This is a genomic window from Sorangium sp. So ce426 (assembly GCF_051475585.1).
GTDB lineage: Bacteria > Myxococcota_A > Polyangia > Polyangiales > Polyangiaceae > Sorangium > Sorangium cellulosum_B.
On record NZ_CP150341.1, the window covers coordinates 7,206,333 to 7,223,342 of the forward strand.

The following is a 17,010-nucleotide window of genomic DNA, read 5'->3' on the forward strand; positions in this document are numbered from 1 at the left end:
GCCGCGCGGACTGCCGCTGGGAGGACGACCTGCGCGCGCCACGGCGATCACTTCCCCGAGCGGGCGGGCGCCTCCGGCGCGGCCACCTTCTTCGGCAGGCTGAGCCGGCGAACGGCGCTCGCGTTGGGGAACATCGACTCGTCGAACTCGACCCCGTTGTCGATCTTGGTCGAGTCGATGAAGAACGCGACCCGCGGATCGGCCACGGGCGGACCCGCGTCGGGCTCGCGGCCGCCGCACTGCGCCTCTCCGGGCGGGAGCGGGAACTCGTAGAAGGTCTTCCAGCTGTTGCCCTTCGGGCTGTGGAACAGGGCGGCGCCGACGAGGTGGCTCGCGTCGGGCAGGCGCTCGAACTTCACCTCGACGAGGTCGTTCGGGAAGACCTCGACCTCGTCGACCTTGGCGAGGTCGTCCTCGAGCGTCTCCTTGTCCTTGAGGAGGATCTGGTCGTAGGTCGCGTTCTCCATGCGCGCGCTGCTCTTCAGCTGGTAGAGCCGCACGACCACGGGCCGGGGGTTCCCGTTCTCGTTGGGGTTGATGTTGTCGGACGCGTAGATCGAGAGCGTCACGATCTGGACGTCGCACGGCTCGGGGGCCGCGGGCGGCGGCGCGGCGGACGTGCAGCCCGAGAGCGCGGCGGGCAGCGCGGCCCCGAGGAAGGCGGCGAAGGTCGCCGCGGCGACGGCCGCCGCGACCTTCGCCGGGGCCGCCCCGCGGAGGAGCGACGCCGGCCGACGCCGAGGCCCCGGCTGGCGCGCCGAGCCCTCCCCTGCGGGGGAGGGCGAACGGGGCTCCCCGATCCACATCGAACGCTGTAGGAGCTTGGCGAACGGGACCATGCTCCGCCCAATTTATGCGGAGTCTCGCGGCCAGTACAACTTTCGGTGTGCGAGCGGCGTCGATCGGTCCGAGAACGGATTCAGTCCGAGAAGGCGATCGTGAAGTTCTTTTCGGCGTCGACCCCGATCTGGAGCCGCTTGGGGAGCGGCCCCTCCGCCATCTTCTCGAGGACGGCGACCGAGAGCAGGGGCAGGAGCGACGCCCGGAGGATATGGTCGATGTTGCGCGCCCCCGTGTCGACCTCGGTGCAGCGCGCCGCGATCGTCTCGACGAGCGCGTCCGAGTACGACGCCTCGATCCGCTGGCTCTTGCGCAGGCGGTCGACGAGCGCGTCGAGCTTGAGCCGCGTGATCTCGCCGAGCGCGTCGGGCGAGATCGGCAGGTACGGCACCGTCGTCATGCGCGCGAGCAGCGCCGGCTTGAAGTGCGCGGAGAGCGTCGGCTTGATCGACTCGACGATCTCCTTGATAAACTCGCCGTCCGCGTCGAGGCGGCGCGACGGGTCTTCTTCCCGCGCGGCGACCGTCATGTTCGTGATCTTGTCGGTCGCGAGGTTGCTCGTCAGGATGATGACCGTGTTCTTGAAGTCGACGAGCCGCCCCTCGCCGTCGCTCAGCATGCCCTTGTCGAACACCTGGTAGAACAGGTTCATCACGTCGGGGTCGGCCTTCTCGACCTCGTCGAGGAGCACCACCGTGTAGGGCCGCTGGCGCACGGCCTCGGTGAGCATGCCGCCCTCGCCGTAGCCGACGTAGCCGGGGGGCGAGCCGATGAGCCGGGAGACGGTGTGCTTCTCCTGGAACTCGGACATGTTGATGACCGTCATCATCCGCTCGCCGCCGAACATGAGGTCGGCGATCCCGAGCGCGGTCTCCGTCTTGCCGACGCCGCTGGGCCCCACGAGCAGGAACACGCCCTGCGGCGTGCTCAGCGGCTTCAGGCCCGCGCGCGCGCTCCGGAGCTCCTTCGAGATGCTCACGATGCCGTGCGTCTGCCCCTTGATCCGCCGGGTCAGCCGGTCCTCCATCTCGAGGAGCGCCTTCACGTCGTCCTGGACCATCTTGCCGACGGGGATGCCCGTCCACGCGGCGACAACGCTCGCGACCATGGCCTCGTCGACGTCCGGCCGGATCAGCGGCACCTCGCCCTGGCTCTGCTTGAGCTCGTCGAGGGCCTTCACCACGTCGCGGCGCGCGGCGTCCCGCTCCTCGGTCGTCTTGGCCTCGTCCATCTTCTTGCGGGCGTCGATGACCCGCTGCGTGCCCGCCGTCTCCTTCGCGTAGTCGGCGCGCACCGACTCGAGCTCGGCCTTCGCCTTGGCGAGCTTGTCCTTGAGCTCCGCGACCCGCTCTTCATCGATGTGGACGCCCTTGTCCCGATCCCGCTCGAGCGCCTTGAGCTCGGTCTCTGTGTTCACGATGAGGATCTCGGCGTCCTCGACCGCGGCGGGGCGCTGCTGCAGCGCGACCTTCACGCGGGCCGCGCAGGTGTCGAGCAGGTCGACCGCCTTGTCCGGCAGCTGCCTGCCGGTCAGGTAGCGCGCCGACAGCCGCACGGCCGCGGTCACCGCCTCGTCCTGGATGATGACGTTGTGGGCCGCCTCGAACTTCGGCCGGAGCCCCCGGAGCATGACGACGGCCGCCGGCTCGCTCGGCTCGTCGACCTTCACCGGCTGGAAGCGCCGCTCCAGCGCCGCGTCCTTCTCGAAGTATTTCTTGTACTCGCTCCACGTCGTGGCCGCGATCGTCCGGAGCTCGCCGCGGGCGAGCGCCGGCTTGAGCAGGTTGGCCGCGTCGCCGCCGCCCTGCTGGCCGCCCGCGCCGATGAGCGTGTGCGCCTCGTCGATGAAGAGGATGATCGGCTTCGACGACCCCTTCACCTCGGCGATCACCTGCTTCATCCGGTTCTCGAACTCGCCCTTCACGCCGGCCCCTGCCTGGAGCAGCCCCATGTCGAGCCCGAGGATGTCGACGCCCTGCAGGAGCGGCGGCACCTTCGGGTTCTCCGGCGTGCTCTCGACGATGAGCAGCGCGAGCCCCTCGACGAGCGCCGTCTTCCCGACGCCCGCGTCGCCGACGATGATCGGGTTGTTCTTGCGCCGCCGCGCGAGGATATCGATGACCTGCCGGATCTCCCGCTCGCGGCCGAAGATCGGATCGATCTGCCCCGCGCGCGCCTTCCCCGTGTAGTCGACGCAGAACTTCGCCAGCGCCGAATCGGGCCCGGCGCTCGCCATCCCGGCCGGCAGCTTCCCGGCCCCGGGCGCGCCTGCGCCCGCCGCCGCCGCGGCGGCCTCCGCCTCCTCCTTGGAGCCGGAGACGATCTTGGGGAGGTTGTTCTTGAGATCGTCTTTCGAGATGCCCTCGAGATACGCGCCGATGCTGCTCACCGAGTACCGGGTCGGCTGCTGGACGAGGCGCTGGAAGAGCACGCCGCTCCGGACCCGCTGGTAGCCGTACTCCATGGATCCGACGAGATAGGCGTCCTGCATCCACTCGAGCATCGTCGGCGAGAGCACGGGCCTCCCGGCGTTGCCCTTCCTCAGCTCTTCCAGGCTGCGCTGGAGCGCGGCGCGGAGGTGCGACGGGTCGAGATCATAGTGGGATACGAGAAACGCGATGTCGGAGTTCGCGTCGTCGAGCAGCGCGAGGAGCAGGTGCTCGAGCGTGACCTCGTAGTGGCGCGCGTTGACACACTGGCCAATCGCCGCCTCGAGGGCAGAGGTGCAGTTCTTGGTGAGTCGCTTGACGATGGCTTTGGTGTCGACGAGCTGCATGCGCGGCATGCTAGCCGAGGCGCGCCCTCGTCCGAAAGCGCCTCGTCAGCCTCGCCCCTTGCGCTTCTTCTCCGCGGCCTCCGGGGCGCGGCCCTCGGCCCCGCCCGCGTCTCCGCGCTCCCGCGCGGCCGGCTTGGCGCCCCCGCGGGTCGCGCCGCCGCGCGGCGCCGGCGCTGCGTCGTGGGCGCTGGCGTCCTTTTCCTGCGCGGCGAGCGGCTCGCCCGCCGCGACGCGGTCCACCATGTCGGGCCGTATCCGCAGCTTGAGCAGGGCGCCGACGCGGAGCTTCTGGTCCGGCTCAATACGGTTATCGCGCGCGACGTCCTCGACGTCTATGACGAACTGCCGCGCCACGCCGATCAGCGTATCGCCGGGCGCGACGCGGTAGAGCATCACCTCGCGCGCGGACCGCGGCTGACCGCGCGCGGCGCCCGTCCGCAGCGGGGCGCGCGAGACGTCGACCGCGTCGTCGTCGGACGAGCCCTCCGCGCCGTCGTCGAGCGAGGACGTGGCCACGGGATCGCGCATCGAGCGCCGCTTGCCGAGCGCGGACCGGCCGGCGTCGTCCGCGTCCGCCGTCTGGGCCGTCCGCTTCCGCGCGGGCTTCGGGAGCAGCGAGAGCAGGCTCTCGTCGTCCCGGCTCCCCCTCCGCGGCGCGAAGTCGCGTCCGCCGAGCAGATCGACCGGATCGAGGATCGACGCGTCGTCCGTGGAGTTCAGCTCCGTGGAGAGCATCGCGGGCAGGGCGGCCTGCGCTCGAGCGAGCGTGTCCGGCGGGAGCATCACGAGGTAGTCTCCCCGTCCGGGCGGCACGCGGTCCCCCAGGATGTCGGGGTTCAGCTTCCGCAGCGCCGAGGTCCCGATGCCGGCGGCCTTCGCCAGCGTCTTGAGCGGCGTCCCCGGGGACACCGCGATCTCGGCGGCGTCGATCGGCCGGCTCACCGCGACCTCATCGAACCCGAACCGCTCCAGGTTGTTCGCCACGATCGCCGCCGCCCCGATCTTCGGCACGTACGCGGCCGTCTCCGAGGGGATCGCCTCCTGGCGCGCCAGCTCGTTGAAGTCGGACGTCCCGTAGCGATCGATGCGGTCGAGCAGCTGCTCGTAGCCCATGTTGTAGGCCGCGAGCGCGAGGTCCCAGCTGCCGAAGCGCAGGTAGAGATCGCGCAGGTGGTGCGCCGCCGCCTGCGTGGCGAGGCGCGGGTTCTTCCGCTGGTCGAGGTGCCGCGTCTGCTGGAGCCCGTAGACCGCGCCGGTGGCGGGCATGAACTGCCAGAGCCCCACGGCGCCGACGGGCGATTTCGCCCGCGGGTCGAAGCCGCTCTCGATCATGGCCACCCAGATGAGATCCTCCGGGAGCCGTCGTTCCCTGAGCTCGGCCTGGATCATCTCCTGGTAGCGCCCGCTCCGCTTCAGCCACGTCTCGAACATCTGCCGCCCGCGGTCGGTGCGCGTGAAGAAGCGGACGTACTTCAGGGTGCGGCGCGACACGGAGAGCCGGAGGTCGGGCAGCTGCAGCTTCGAGAGCGCCTCGGCGCCGGCCGAGTCGAGGTCGTCCACGTCGTCGGCGTAGCTGCCTTCGGCCGAGAACGCGCGCGGCGGCCGCGAGAAGCTCGGCCGATCGAGCTCGCACGCGGCGCCCTCCCGCGCGTCGCGCCCCGCCGCCTCGCGCAGCCGCCACAGCTCCCGCGACTCGCCCCCCGGCGGCGCTGCCGGGCCGTCGAGCCCGCGCGCCGGCGCCGCGTACGGCGGCGGCGCCGCGGCGAGCGCCCCGACCGGCGCCGTGGCCCGCGCTGCCCCCAGCTGGTAGGTCGATACCGCCGACTGGACCGACGTGATCGCCGACTGGGGCGCCGCCATCCCGACCCCGTAGCCAAACGCCAGGGCCGAGACCAGGGGAGGGATCTTGTGGACGAGGCTCATTGGTGTGTGGTTCAACGTCGCACCATGTAGGCAAACCGGTCAACAAACCGGCCGGCCCGGGCGAGCCGGGCGTGGCGCGCCGCTGGGGGGCCGGCCTCGGCGCCCTCTCGGCCGGCCTCGGCGCCCTCTCGGGCCTCGGCGTGGCCTCTGGGTGGGCTGCACGCAGACTGGCGGGCCGTAGGGTGCGGATGGACGTCAGGCACTCCCGTCCGGCGGAGCGGGTCTGCTAGTCTGCCCCCATGCCGGCGGCGCTCTCGGCCCGCGTGTCCGACACCCAGGCCAACCAAAGCTTCGACGTTTCGTTCGAGCGCTTCCCTGTCCGGATCGGCAGGAATCAGCTGAACGACCTTCACATCGACCGGCCCTACATCTCCCAGTTCCATGCGGCGGTGGACGTCCGCGATCGCCGGATCTTCGTGCGCGACCTCGGCTCCACCAACGGGACGATGTTCGCGGGGCACCGGCTGGCGCGCGACACCTCGGTGGACGTGACCGGCCAGCCGGAGATCACGATCGGCCCGATCCAGATCCGGCTCGCGATCATCGAGGCGCCGCTGAAGTCCGAGAGCCCGAACGACGGCACGCTGCTCGGCACGGGCGGAGACAACCTCTCCGCGCTGATCAGCCCGCAGAAGCGCGCCGCTCCCGGCGGAGAAGACCCCTACCTGCGTCAGGTGGTCCCGTACCTGGAGGCGTACCGGACCGCGTGGGCCGCGGTCTACCGGATGATCTGGGATCACCTTGCGCGCCTCCCGCCCGACGCGCGCCAGAGCTACTTGCGCCGGCTCGGCGAGGAGCACCCGAGCGTGCTCGCGGAGCGGGACTTTCAGAAGATCTCTCAGTACTACGGCGTGGACTACCGCACGCTCGGCGAGCTGGCCCCCGCGAACGCGGCGTTCGCAGCGCTCTCCGAGCTCGCGGGCGCCCTCGCGCCCGGCGCGAAGCCCCCGGACGACGTCGCTGGCATCGTCAACTTCGCGCGGCGGCTCCGCGACACGATGGACGTCTTCCTGAAGTGCTTCGTGAGCCTGCGCGACGGCTATCAGGAGTTCGAGGCCGAGGTGCTGGCGCGCGATCGCTCCGCCGAGACGGACAAGGTCGCGAACGCGCAGGACGCGAAGGAGCTCGGCACGGTCCTGCTCACGCCGGTCGGGGGCCCGGACGCCGCGCGGCACCTCCACGAGATCTTCGTGGATGTCATGAGCCACCAGATCGCGCTCCTGAACGGCGTGATGGGGGGCGTGAGGTCGCTGCTCGTGAAGCTCTCCCCGAAGACGCTCGAGGAGAAGCTCGAGCGCGCGGGCAAGAAAGGCGGGCTGTTCTCGAACAGGTACGAGGAGCTCTGGAAGCTCTACGAGCGCCGCCACGGCGACTATTCGGGGGAGGACAAGGAGACCTTTCGGGAAATATTTGGCGAGCAGTTCTCTCGGGCGTACGCTGCGACCGCCGCAGAGGACTATGGGTCGTCCGGCGAGTCGGGAGGCCGGAGCATCGTCCGCTTCCCCGGCTCTGGGAATCCGAACAAACGCTAGCGCCCCACAACGGCGGGGCTTCGCGCGGCGAGCCGCGCCTTGGGCTCGCCGATCTTCGCCGGAGGCGCGGCCGAACGCGAGGCGCCGTTCATGCGAATCAGGGAGAAAGTCGTAGCAGCAGGTTGTCTGGCCGTCGCCGCGTGCCTCCTCGCCCCGCGCGAGGCGGCCGCGCAGACGACGGTCCAACGCGATAAGAACTGGGCCACGGTCTCGGACGTGAGCCTCGTGCTGGGAAGCTCCGTCGTTTTCCTGATGCCGCGTGTCTATTACAGCGATCCCGAGGCCACGGTCGGCTGGAAGGGGCGCTGGCATTTCTCGGTCATGGCGCCCGCCATGACGATGACCGCGCTGACGCTGCTCGTGGACCTGCCGATCAAGAACGCGCTCGAGTCGACGCGCCCTGGCTGCTCGATCGACGAGACGAAGGCGGCGGTGTCCGACTCGGGCTGCGAGTCGTTCGGCGGCCCGTCGACGCACGCGTTCGCCTCCTGGGGCGCGACGGGCGCGGGCACGGGCATCTTCGTGGTCGACACGTTCCGCTACTCGTCTGGCCGCTTCAACGCCGGCGCCTTCATCGGCAATGTGGCCATCCCCCTCACCGCCTCGGTCGTCACCACCATCGCCCGCGGCGTCGCCCCCGGCGACACGCGGCCGCACGAGAACGCCGGTCAGATCGCGATCGGCGGCGTCACCGGCTTCCTGAGCGGCCTCGCCGTCGGCACCGCCTACGCGATGCTCCAGCGCCCGAACTGCGGCTACGGCAACGCGCTGTTCTGCTGGTAGCCGCCTCTCCGCAGGCATCCCTCCGCTCGCTGGAGCAGCCAGGGGGCCGCCCGTCCCCCGCGCCCCCTGGCCTCGGCCGCCATTCTCCAGCGGTCTCCGCCCGCCCCTGGCACGAGCGTCGCAGAGCGGCGGTCACCCGCACAGGAGACGGGCCCAGATCGGCGTTTTCGGCGCGCAAGCGTACGAAGGTGCGCTGAGCACCGAAAACGTCGAGATGGGCCCGTCTCCGAAGCGGGTGACCGCCGCTCTAGTCCTGGCCGACGACGCGCTCCCAGAGCGGATCGTTCGACGAGAAGATCGTATCCCGCTCCACCCGGAGGAATCGCTGGAACTCGACGCGGCGGAGCTCGCGGTCGCTGTCGCGGTTGCCGTCGTCGTGCTTCACGATCTTCACCCGCACCTGCTCGAGCAGCTGAATGCCGTTCGGCTTGTAGGAGACGTCGGTGCGCAGCGCGTAGCGGGCGTAGAGCCCGCGCTCGGTGACGGAGGGCACCACCGCCGTCCGCTCCAGGTCGACGGACGCCGCCTCGATCAGCCGTCCCCTTCGCGCAAGGTAGAAGTGCGCTCGTTGTCGGCAGTCGTCGGGATCAGGGCAGTCCTTCGTCTCGGCCACGACGAGGTTGTCGTTGCCGAGGCGCACCGGGGACAGCTTGGTCCCCTTCGCGGGCGCGCGGAAGCTGCCGACCCCGTAGACGTCCGCGCGATCGCCGGCCGCTCGCACGAGCGCGACGAGGCCGCCCTCGTCGCCGTTCTCGAACTTGAGGACGCGCACCCACACGGCGCGAAGCCCCTCCGGCCCGGAGCGGATCTCGACCTCGTCGGGGTCGATCTTGCGCGGCCAGCCGGACTTGGAGATGCCGCCGCGCAGGGTCTCGTTGGCGAACACGTAGTGGCCGGTACAGTCGACGTCGGTCGGCCCGATCCCCCGTTCCTCGCTGTAGCCGGGAACGACGACGCTCAGCCACTGGTCTGGGTCGAGGGTGCGGACGGCCGCTTTGCCGCCCGCCCCGCGCTTCGCAGGCGGCAGCTGGGTCGTGCACACCGGGATCGGATTCTGCTTGCGTGTCTGGAGCTCGCCGTGTGGCTGCTCTGGGTACGATCCGCAGCCCGCGAGGGCGGCGGCGAGCCCCAGGCCGACGACGGAGCCGAAGCGAACGATGCTCACGCGCTCTTCGTATCATGCAAGGCGTCGCCAAGGCGAGTTCGCGACCCAACGCCCTGGCCGGCCAACGGGGCTGGCCGGCCAACGGCCCTGGCCGGCCAACGGCTCTGGCCGGCCAGCCCGCCTCGTTCTCTCCGGGTCGGCGGTCGCGCGCATGCCAGATCACGCCGCCGCCCCGCGCGTCGTCACGTTCCCCACACGCCCGCAACGCGATGGACACGCCCGCGTCCTCTTATGGAAGCGATGGCTTCGCGACGGAATATTGCGCGCCCTCAGGAACCAGACGCGAGCCAAACCCCAACCAAAAGCGAACCGAATGCCAAGAAACCCGCACCGCTCCCGGACACAAAAGTCTTGACGCTCCCAAAGAGGGAGTTACCTTCTGGACTCCCTGAGACGAACAGGGGTAGAGATACGATAAGAGTCTTATCTCTGCGTCTCTGAACTCCTAGTCCCGACGGAGCGCACCGTCTGCCAGCGCGCAATGGGGCGTAGACTGAGCCCAGGCGGCGAGTTCTTGAAGGAAGAGGCATTTGATCATGGCGTTGCAAGCTCACCTCGTTTTGAAGGGCGTTACCCAGGGCCCGATCGATGGCTCGGTCACCCAGAAGGGTCGCGAGAAGTCGATCGCTGTCATCTCGGTGCAGCATCAGGTCGTGAGCCCGCGTGACCCGGCGACCGGGCTGCCCAGCGGGAAGCGCCAGCACAAGCCCTTCGTGATCACGAAGGAGCTCGACAAGGCAACCCCCCTTCTTTACAACGCCCTGGTCAACAACGAGAGCATCTCGGAGTGGACGCTCAAGTTCTACACGCCGGGCACCGCGGCGTCGAAGAACGTCGGCAAGGAGCAGAACCACTACACGGTCAAGCTCACGAACGCGACGGTCGCGAGCATCGACTTCCACATGGACAACACGCGCGGCGGGGACGGCGCGAAGGATCGGCCGGAGTACGAGCGGGTCTCCTTCACGTACCAGAAGATCGAGTGGTCGTTCGATGACGGCGACGGCGCGCGTCAGGCGGACGACGACTGGGAGACGCCGCAGGGGTAGTACCTAGCTGCTGAGGTCTCGTCGCACCGGGCGACCTTCGGGTCGCCCGGTTGCGTTTGTCGTCCTGACGTTGGGGCATCAGGGGGTTCCTCAAAATCAGGCATGGCCATCACGCGCAGCAAGCTCAGAATGTTGGCATGCCCCTCAGCGCCTACCTCAGACTCGTCGGCGAAAGACAAGGGGAAATCAGGGGCTCCGTCACCCAGAAGGGGCGAGAAGGTAGCATCCTCGTCACCGAGGTGTTCCACTCGCTGGTGGGGCCGCGCGACCCGGTCACCGGGCGCCCGACGGGCAAGCGGATGCACAAGCCCTTCATCGTCACGAAGGACCTCGATCGGTCCACGCCGCTCCTCCTCAGCATTCTCAGCCACAACGAGAGCATCCCCCGCTGGGAGCTCCAGTTCTACAGGTCGATCGCGATCGGCGTCGAGAGGCCTGTCTTCACGGTCCAGCTCACGAACGCGAACATCTCGAGCATCCAGTTCCACATGCTCAACGTGAGGAACCCGGGGCAATCGCGCCTGCCCGAGCAGGAGGAGGTCGCGTTCACGTACCAGAAGGTCGTCTGGACCTGGAACGACGGGGGTGCCTCCGCGGAGGACGACTGGCTCACCCCGCGCTGAGCGGGCGGGCTTCCGCTCGAGGGGCGAGCTGATCTACGATCCCGCGGTGGCCGGCGCCTCCCTCCTCACCCGAATCGCGCACGCGGCCGACCCGCACTCGACGGAGCGGCACACCTACCGGGATCACGACCTCGAGTCGGCCATCCTGACGCACCTCGGGCACATGCTGAACACCCGCCAGGGGAGCTCGCTGACCTGCCCGGACTACGGCCTCATGGAGGTCTCGGAGGTGCTGCATGAGTTCCCCGAGGCGATCGGCCTGGTGCAGCGCTCGCTCAAGAACTGCATCCAGACCTACGAGCCGCGGCTGAAGAACGTGCAGGTCCGGCACATGCGCAGCGACGCGATCCAGTCGATGGTCCTCGAGTTCGAGATCACCGCGCAGATCCACTTTCCCGATGGCCGTCGCCAAGCGCTCCGGCTCGGCGCTGCAGTGGATCAGAGCGGCAACGTCCGGATGACGTAGCCCCCGCCCGGCGGCCTGGCTCACGGCGGTTGACAGCCTTCGGCCCCGGCGGTCGACTGGCGGTGGCGAGAGGATGTTCAACAAGTACTACCAGGACGAGCTCACCTACCTGAGGGATCTGGGGCGCGAGTTCGCGGCCGCCTACCCCGGGATCGCGCCCATGCTCGCGGAGAAAGGCGGGGACCCCGACGTCGAGCGCCTGCTCGAGGGCGTCGCGTTCCTGACCGGCAAGATCCGCCAGAAGCTCGACGACGAGCTCCCCGAGGTGATCCACTCGGTCGCGTCGCTGCTCTTTCCGCACTACCTCCGCCAGATCCCGGCGACCTCGATCATCGAGTTCACGCCGCTCCCGAACGTGGTGCGCGAGAAGCTCGTCGTCGCTCGGCACGCGGAGGTCGGGTCGGTGCCGGTCGACGGCGTCTCGTGCCGGTTCCGCACGACCCAGGACGTCGAGCTCGTGCCGCTCGCGGTGGAGGACGTGCGCGTCGACACGGGCGCGCAGCTCGCGCAGACGCTCCGCATCGAGCTCCGCCTGACCGGCGGCGCCGCGCTGTCGGGCCTGTCGCTCTCCTCGCTGCGCTTCTACATCCACGGCGAGCGCAGGCTGCAGGACGACCTCCGCCTCTGGGTCGGGGCGCACGTCGACACCGTCGCGCTCGCCGCGGTGGACGCCGCGGGGCGCGACACGACGATCGCGTCGCTCCCGGCGCGCGCCGTGCGGCTCACCGGCTTCTCCGATGAAGAGTCGCTGATCCCGTACCCGAAGACGGTCTACCCGGGGTTCCGGCTCCTGCAGGAGTTCTTCACGCTCCCGCAGAAGTTCGCGTTCTTCGAGGTGACCGGCCTGCAGGCGCTCTCGGCGGAGCGGATCTCCGACCGCTTCGCGATCCTGCTGCAGTTCAGGGACGGGCTCCCGCCGGGGACGCGGCTCGGCAAGGAGAACATCCGGCTGTTCTGCTCGCCGGTCGTGAACCTGTTCGAGCACACGAGCGATCCGATCAAGCCCGAGGCCACGAAGCACGAGTACCTCTGCCGCCCGGCGGGCGCGGCGCCCTCGGCCTTCGAGATCCACAGCATCGACAAGGTCGTCGGCATCGCCCGGCGCACGAGCCAGCGCGTCGAGATCCCCTCGTTCTTCAGCTTCCAGCACGAGCTCGATCCTGAGGCCGCCGCGCGGACGATCTTCTACCAGGCGCACCTCCGCCCGGCCGCCATCGGCGACGGCATCGACATGTACCTCTCGTTCGGCTCCCCGCAGGACGCGGGTGCCCTCCCCGAGTTCGACGTGATCAGCATCGAGGCGACGAGCACGAACCGCCGCCTGCCGGCGCAGCTGAAGCTCGGCGATCTCAGGGTGCCGACGGCGACCTCACCCGCCGTGGCGAGCTTCACCAACCTCACGGGCGTCACCGCGCCGCTCCCGCCGCCGCTCGGGCGCGAGCTGCAGTGGCGCGTCTTGGCCCACATGGCGATGAGCTACCGCTCGATCACCGAGCTCGAGGTGCTCCGGGCGACGGTCGATCTCTACAATTTCCAGGCGATCATCGATCGTCAGGCGGCGCGCGCGAACCAGCTCCGCCTGGCCGCGATCAAGGCGATCCGGGTGCGGCCGACGGATCGGCTGTACCGAGGGGCGCCGGTGCGCGGCGTCGCGGTCGACGTCGAGCTCGACGAGGGCGGGTTCGTCGGCGAGGGCGAGATGTACCTGTTCGCGAGCATCCTGAACGAGATGCTCGGGTCCTACGTCTCGCTGAACTCGTTCACGCAGCTGACGGTCACCGGCACGAATACACGCGTGGTGCATAAATGGGACCCGAAGAGCGGCAGCCTGACGCTGATCTGAAGCCGGCTGCGCCGAGAGGCGCCGCGAGCGCCGACCCCGTCGCGCTGGAGACGCTCCGGCGCTTCGCGGATACCGCGCCACGCTTCTCGTACTACCGCCTCATCTACCTGCTCGAGCGGCTCTTCCCTGCCGCGCCGCCGGTGGGCCAGCTCGGGCCGGTGCAGGACGAGCGCATCCGGCTGCGCGGCGACCCCTCGCTCATCTTCGCCTCGAGCGACGTGAGCGAGCTCGCGCCGGTCAAGGCCGCCGACGGCGTGGAGCGCGCCCGCGTCTCGACCACGTTCCTCGCCCTGTACGGCTCGGTGTCGCCGCTGCCGGCGTACTTCATCGAGCAGATCGCGCAGGCCGACTACCAGGGCGGCCCGCAGCCGATCCGCGAGCTCCTCGACGTCTTCCACCACCGGCTCCTGTCGCTGCTCTACCGCGCGTGGACGAAGTACCGCCTGCCCGTCACGTACCGCAAGCAGGGCGCCGATCCCTTCTCGCGCCGGATGCTCTGCGCGGTCGGCATCGACGGCTTCCGCGGCTACGAGACGCCGCTCGATCGCTTCTTCTTCCTCCGCTACGCGTCGGTCCTCGCCTCGAAGTCGCGCTCGGCGAGGAACCTGGAGACGGTGCTGTCCGAGATGCTCGGCAACATCGGCGTGAAGATCGAGCAGTTCGTCGGCCACTGGACGAAGATCGAGAAGCCGTTCAGGAACAAGCTCGGCGTGATGAACCATCAGCTGGGCGAGAGCCTGACCCTGGGGCGCTACGTGTTCGACGGCTCCGGCCGCTACAAGGTCGTGCTCGGCCCGGTGGGCTACGACGAGTACCTCTCCTTCTTGCCCGGGGGTCGGCGGCAGGATCTGGTCCGCGGCGTCATCGAGACGTTCACGCCGGGCATCCACGACGTGATGCTCGAGATCCACGTGGACACGGAGGAGGCGCCGCGGTTCCAGCTCGGCTCGCCGCGCGCCGCGACGCTCAAGCGCACCGCGTGGATCGGCGGCTCTGCGGCGGAGCGGCTCGTGATCACGATCCCCCTCGACGACAAGCACCTCGCGGGCGGCGACGACGAGGACGACGACGATCGGGGCGAGCCCCCGCCGATGTGACCCAGGCCGAGCGCCGCCGCCGCGGGCCCGCCGGGAGGCGCGAGCGCCGCGGCCCCGCCCTGCGTTCAGTAAACGGTGAGGCTCTGCAGCGCGGCCGAGATCTCGTCGGCGTTCGCGTCGACGTTCTCGTGGTGCACGATCTGCACGAGCAGGATGCGGCGGGGGCTCCGGAGCAGGATCTCGTGGGCGAAGGCGTCCGAGATGGGCTTCGACGGGATCTTCGCCTTGACGAGGTAGCTGCGCCCCTGGGTGTTCGCCGTGGCCACGGGCGCGCGGCCGGAGAGGATCTCCGCGCCCTGCTCCTCGAGGTCCGCCTCGTAGCGCTTGAGCACGTCGGGCCACGGATCCTCGGGGCTGTCGATGCGCTCGTAGATCGAGAACAGGAACTGCCGCGGGGACTGGTACGTGATGAAGCGGCGCTCGGGCGTGTAGTCGGCGCCGCCGACGTTCCAGTCCATCGGGCGGCTCATGCGGACGTCGCCGTTCATGAGGCCCACGCCTATCCGGCGCGGCACCCGGTCCGTCGCCGGCGCGTCGAGCGGCGGGAAGTACACCTCGAAGCTAGAGTCCTTGCTCAGGGAGCCGGCCGCGCCGTGGAGGTAGAAGACGTCGTCCTGCTTGGGGGCGGTCGGGGAGCCGCCGCAGCCGGCGAGCAGCGCGATCGCGGCCACGGCGGCGCAGGCCACGCCCGCGCGCCCCGCTCCGGCGGCGAGCGGACGGCGGGCGCGGAAGGCGGGGACGTGCGCGAGCATCGGCATTCCGAGGTGCCTCATCGGGGGAACTCTAGGCCAGCGAGGGCACGCCAGCCAAATGTTCGCCGAGGAGTTTGCCCTCGGGGTGCCCGGCATTGAATGATTGCCCGGCCCGGGCAGCGCTGCGCCCGCCGATCGAGGCGGTACCCCGTGCCGTGAGAGAGACATGTCCAACGAAAGCAAACCGAGTCGCAAGGGCGAGCCCGCCGGAGCACCGGCGGCGAGCGCGCCGAGCCCCCCCTCCACCCGCACGAGCCAGGGCCACGAGCGTCCGGCGCCTGGCCGCCGCGCGCCCCGGCGCCCCGCGCTCGCGGCAGCCTTCGCGCTTGCGCTGGGGGCCCCTGCGTGCAGCGGCATCGACGCCGGCGTGGAGTACCCGGACGACCTGCCCGCGATCGATCGGAACCTCTTGACTCCCGAGAACGGCCCCGAGGCGCCGCTCGCGCTGGGCGAGTTCAAGATCGGCCCCGAGACGTGCAGCGGCGTCGACACGCACCCGGTCACCCAGAAGCTCTCGCCCGAGGATCTCAGCCGCTTCCTCGCGGCGCAGGGCGCCGGGAGCATCACCCCGAAGCTGGCGAGGTCGAACCTGTACTGGTTCGACTTCCCCGCGCGCGACAAGTCGTTCATCCGGCTGCGCCTTGCGGTGCTCGAGGACGCCAAGCACGCGACGCAGGATCTCCACGACGCGGTGCTGCAGCACGGGCCAGGCTGGTGGGGCGTCCGCCGCTCGAACCTCGCCGTGCTCGCGCCGAAGGCGAGCCTGAGGGAGGCGATGGCGTTCGCCATCAAGTACAAGCTCGTCTGCTGGGGCGTCTTCACGTACGCGGCCAACGACGACGCGTACGTCGTCCCCGGGCCCTACGCCGAGCTGTGAGGGGAGCTGGCGGCGCGCCGGGTAGAGGCGCACGCCGCCGGCGCGCCGTCTGCAGACCTCTGCGAAGGTGGCCCACGCTCGGGGAGAACGCGTAGACTGCGCCCATGCGCCGTTACGTCTTGCTCGCCGCCGCCGTCGCTCCGATCCTCGCCGTGACCGCAGCCGTCTCCGTGCCCGGCTGCGCAGAGGAATTCGATGACGTCTGCGCGTTCCTCGAAGACACCAGCAACTGCTACGCAGATTTTCATGCCGATGTCGTGAATCGGTGCGGTGCACCTGGCGCAGGAAACGGGCCCATCGGCCAGTTCGCCAGCCGCGAAACCCTCGACATATGCTTCCTCAGGGAGGGAGGTCAGGTCGTCTTCGACCCGCCGCTCGACATCGCTGCGTTCCCTCCGAAGAGCATCGCATTCAAGCGCCTCGACGACCAGGCGCAGGAATGCGGCTCCTTCACGTACTCGGGGGAGTTCAGCTACTCGGTGGCCATCAATCCATGCGTCCAGACCGGGAATGGAACCGGTGCCGGTGGTGATGGTGGTAGCGGCGGTGCCGGTGGTGGCGGCGGTGCCGTCACCATCCCACAATGCGAAAACGCAAGTGCCGGCGGTGGTGGCGCCACTGGCGGGGGCGGCAACGAGGCTGCCGACGTGGACGGCGGTGCAGTGACCGTTGTCACGCCGGAAGGCCGTGCAACACTCGACCTGAGCTGCTCGGAGGGCACGCAGTACCACTTCAACCGGCTCGAGGCCGAAACGAAGTGCGGCGGCTACGACGCGCTCCTTCCGAGGGCCATACTCAAAACGAGCCTGGGCAAACAGCCCCCCCCGGAGGCGGACCCCAACGATCTCGATGAGTACAATGGTTTCATTTCCTTCAGCATCCACTACCCACCTATCATTGCGCCTGGGGAGGGTGAGGGGACTGGCGGCGGGGGCGATGGTGGAGCGGGCTCCGACGCGGCCCCCTCGGCTGAGGTGGTGGAATATTTCAATTGCGAGATCCCGGCGGCCCTCCCGCTTTGCTTCAATGGCGTGAAGGACGGCACGGAGACCGACATCGACTGCGGCGGCGCGCTCTGCAAAGAGCGGTGCGGCGATGGGCAGTCGTGTATCAGGGGCGGCGATGATTGCTCGGATGGGCTCGAGTGCCTCGTCGTGGATGGCTTCTCCAAATGCACAGCGCCCACGGAAGGCACCGGCGCTGGTGGCGCCGGCGGCTCGGGTGGCGCAGGCGGCGCAGATGGTACTGGCGGTGCAGGCGGCGCCGGCGGCCAGTAGCCTCGCT

General features: G+C 69.7%; 14 protein-coding genes. 9 read left to right on the forward strand and 5 right to left on the reverse strand.

Going from position 1 to position 17,010, the window contains the following annotated elements; genetic code table 11:
• Window positions 1-47: 47 nt before the first annotated feature.
• The 3 genes from tssJ to WMF44_RS26805 all read right to left on the reverse strand — a co-directional run bounded on the left by tssJ (window position 48) and on the right by WMF44_RS26805 (window position 5,554).
• Window positions 48-806: a type VI secretion system lipoprotein TssJ gene (gene tssJ / locus WMF44_RS26795; RefSeq protein WP_437292876.1), complete on the reverse strand. Its 759-nt coding sequence runs from the start codon at window positions 804-806 to the stop codon at window positions 48-50.
• Window positions 807-919: 113 nt separating this feature from the next.
• Window positions 920-3,625, reverse strand: coding sequence for a type VI secretion system ATPase TssH (gene tssH / locus WMF44_RS26800; RefSeq protein ID WP_437292877.1), 2,706 nt, complete (start codon window positions 3,623-3,625; stop codon window positions 920-922).
• Between the two features lie 36 nt (window positions 3,626-3,661).
• Window positions 3,662-5,554 carry a transglycosylase SLT domain-containing protein gene (locus WMF44_RS26805; protein WP_437292878.1) on the reverse strand — a complete coding sequence of 631 codons (1,893 nt, stop codon included), beginning with the start codon at window positions 5,552-5,554 and terminating at the stop codon, window positions 3,662-3,664.
• A 224-nt stretch (window positions 5,555-5,778) separates the two neighbouring features.
• On the opposite strand from WMF44_RS26805, the gene WMF44_RS26810 reads away from it, so the two are divergent.
• A complete protein-coding gene (locus WMF44_RS26810; protein ID WP_437292879.1) occupies window positions 5,779-7,071 on the forward strand; it encodes a type VI secretion system-associated FHA domain protein in 1,293 nt (430 codons plus the stop codon).
• A gap of 90 nt (window positions 7,072-7,161) precedes the next feature.
• On the forward strand, window positions 7,162-7,854 hold the full coding sequence (locus WMF44_RS26815) for a hypothetical protein (RefSeq protein ID WP_437292880.1): 693 nt from the start codon (window positions 7,162-7,164) through the stop codon (window positions 7,852-7,854).
• Window positions 7,855-8,101: 247 nt separating this feature from the next.
• On the opposite strand, the gene WMF44_RS26820 is transcribed toward WMF44_RS26815, so the two are convergent.
• Window positions 8,102-9,019 (reverse strand): hypothetical protein, encoded by a 918-nt coding sequence (locus WMF44_RS26820; RefSeq protein ID WP_437292881.1) that lies wholly within the window; start codon window positions 9,017-9,019, stop codon window positions 8,102-8,104.
• Window positions 9,020-9,555: 536 nt separating this feature from the next.
• On the opposite strand from WMF44_RS26820, the gene WMF44_RS26825 reads away from it, so the two are divergent.
• The 5 genes from WMF44_RS26825 (at window position 9,556) to tssG (ending at window position 14,097) form a co-directional block, all read left to right on the forward strand.
• Window positions 9,556-10,068: an Hcp family type VI secretion system effector gene (locus WMF44_RS26825; protein WP_437292882.1), complete on the forward strand. Its 513-nt coding sequence runs from the start codon at window positions 9,556-9,558 to the stop codon at window positions 10,066-10,068.
• 137 nt (window positions 10,069-10,205) lie between these two features.
• Window positions 10,206-10,691 carry a type VI secretion system tube protein TssD gene (gene tssD, locus WMF44_RS26830; RefSeq protein WP_437292883.1) on the forward strand — a complete coding sequence of 162 codons (486 nt, stop codon included), beginning with the start codon at window positions 10,206-10,208 and terminating at the stop codon, window positions 10,689-10,691.
• A 46-nt stretch (window positions 10,692-10,737) separates the two neighbouring features.
• A complete protein-coding gene (gene tssE, locus WMF44_RS26835) occupies window positions 10,738-11,157 on the forward strand; it encodes a type VI secretion system baseplate subunit TssE (protein WP_437292884.1) in 420 nt (139 codons plus the stop codon).
• 73 nt (window positions 11,158-11,230) lie between these two features.
• A complete protein-coding gene (gene tssF / locus WMF44_RS26840) occupies window positions 11,231-13,000 on the forward strand; it encodes a type VI secretion system baseplate subunit TssF (RefSeq protein WP_437292885.1) in 1,770 nt (589 codons plus the stop codon).
• Complete coding sequence (tssG, locus tag WMF44_RS26845) at window positions 12,964-14,097, forward strand: type VI secretion system baseplate subunit TssG (protein WP_437292886.1); 1,134 nt, start codon at window positions 12,964-12,966, stop codon at window positions 14,095-14,097. The genes tssF and tssG overlap by 37 nt, the downstream gene beginning before the upstream one ends.
• Before the next feature lie 65 nt (window positions 14,098-14,162).
• On the opposite strand, the gene WMF44_RS26850 is transcribed toward tssG, so the two are convergent.
• A complete protein-coding gene (locus tag WMF44_RS26850; RefSeq protein ID WP_437292887.1) occupies window positions 14,163-14,870 on the reverse strand; it encodes a hypothetical protein in 708 nt (235 codons plus the stop codon).
• Between the two features lie 145 nt (window positions 14,871-15,015).
• On the opposite strand from WMF44_RS26850, the gene WMF44_RS26855 reads away from it, so the two are divergent.
• Together WMF44_RS26855 and WMF44_RS26860 are read left to right on the forward strand one after the other, a co-directional pair.
• On the forward strand, window positions 15,016-15,726 hold the full coding sequence (locus tag WMF44_RS26855) for a hypothetical protein (protein WP_437292888.1): 711 nt from the start codon (window positions 15,016-15,018) through the stop codon (window positions 15,724-15,726).
• Window positions 15,727-15,830: 104 nt separating this feature from the next.
• A complete protein-coding gene (locus tag WMF44_RS26860) occupies window positions 15,831-17,003 on the forward strand; it encodes a hypothetical protein (protein ID WP_437292889.1) in 1,173 nt (390 codons plus the stop codon).
• Window positions 17,004-17,010: the final 7 nt, after the last annotated feature.

Bases quoted from the DNA above. Each gene is read 5' to 3' on its own strand.
- WMF44_RS26815 (WP_437292880.1), top strand. From the start codon at position 7,162: ATGCGAATCAGGGAGAAAGTCGTAGCAGCAGGTTGTCTGGCCGTCGCC.
- WMF44_RS26855 (WP_437292888.1), top strand. From the start codon at position 15,016: ATGTCCAACGAAAGCAAACCGAGTCGCAAGGGCGAGCCCGCCGGAGCA.
- tssG (WP_437292886.1), top strand. From the start codon at position 12,964: ATGGGACCCGAAGAGCGGCAGCCTGACGCTGATCTGAAGCCGGCTGCG.
- WMF44_RS26825 (WP_437292882.1), top strand. From the start codon at position 9,556: ATGGCGTTGCAAGCTCACCTCGTTTTGAAGGGCGTTACCCAGGGCCCG.
- tssJ (WP_437292876.1), bottom strand. From the start codon at position 806: ATGTGGATCGGGGAGCCCCGTTCGCCCTCCCCCGCAGGGGAGGGCTCG.
- tssH (WP_437292877.1), bottom strand. From the start codon at position 3,625: ATGCCGCGCATGCAGCTCGTCGACACCAAAGCCATCGTCAAGCGACTC.
- WMF44_RS26850 (WP_437292887.1), bottom strand. From the start codon at position 14,870: ATGAGGCACCTCGGAATGCCGATGCTCGCGCACGTCCCCGCCTTCCGC.
- tssF (WP_437292885.1), top strand. From the start codon at position 11,231: ATGTTCAACAAGTACTACCAGGACGAGCTCACCTACCTGAGGGATCTG.
- WMF44_RS26810 (WP_437292879.1), top strand. From the start codon at position 5,779: ATGCCGGCGGCGCTCTCGGCCCGCGTGTCCGACACCCAGGCCAACCAA.
- tssD (WP_437292883.1), top strand. From the start codon at position 10,206: ATGCCCCTCAGCGCCTACCTCAGACTCGTCGGCGAAAGACAAGGGGAA.
- WMF44_RS26860 (WP_437292889.1), top strand. From the start codon at position 15,831: ATGCGCCGTTACGTCTTGCTCGCCGCCGCCGTCGCTCCGATCCTCGCC.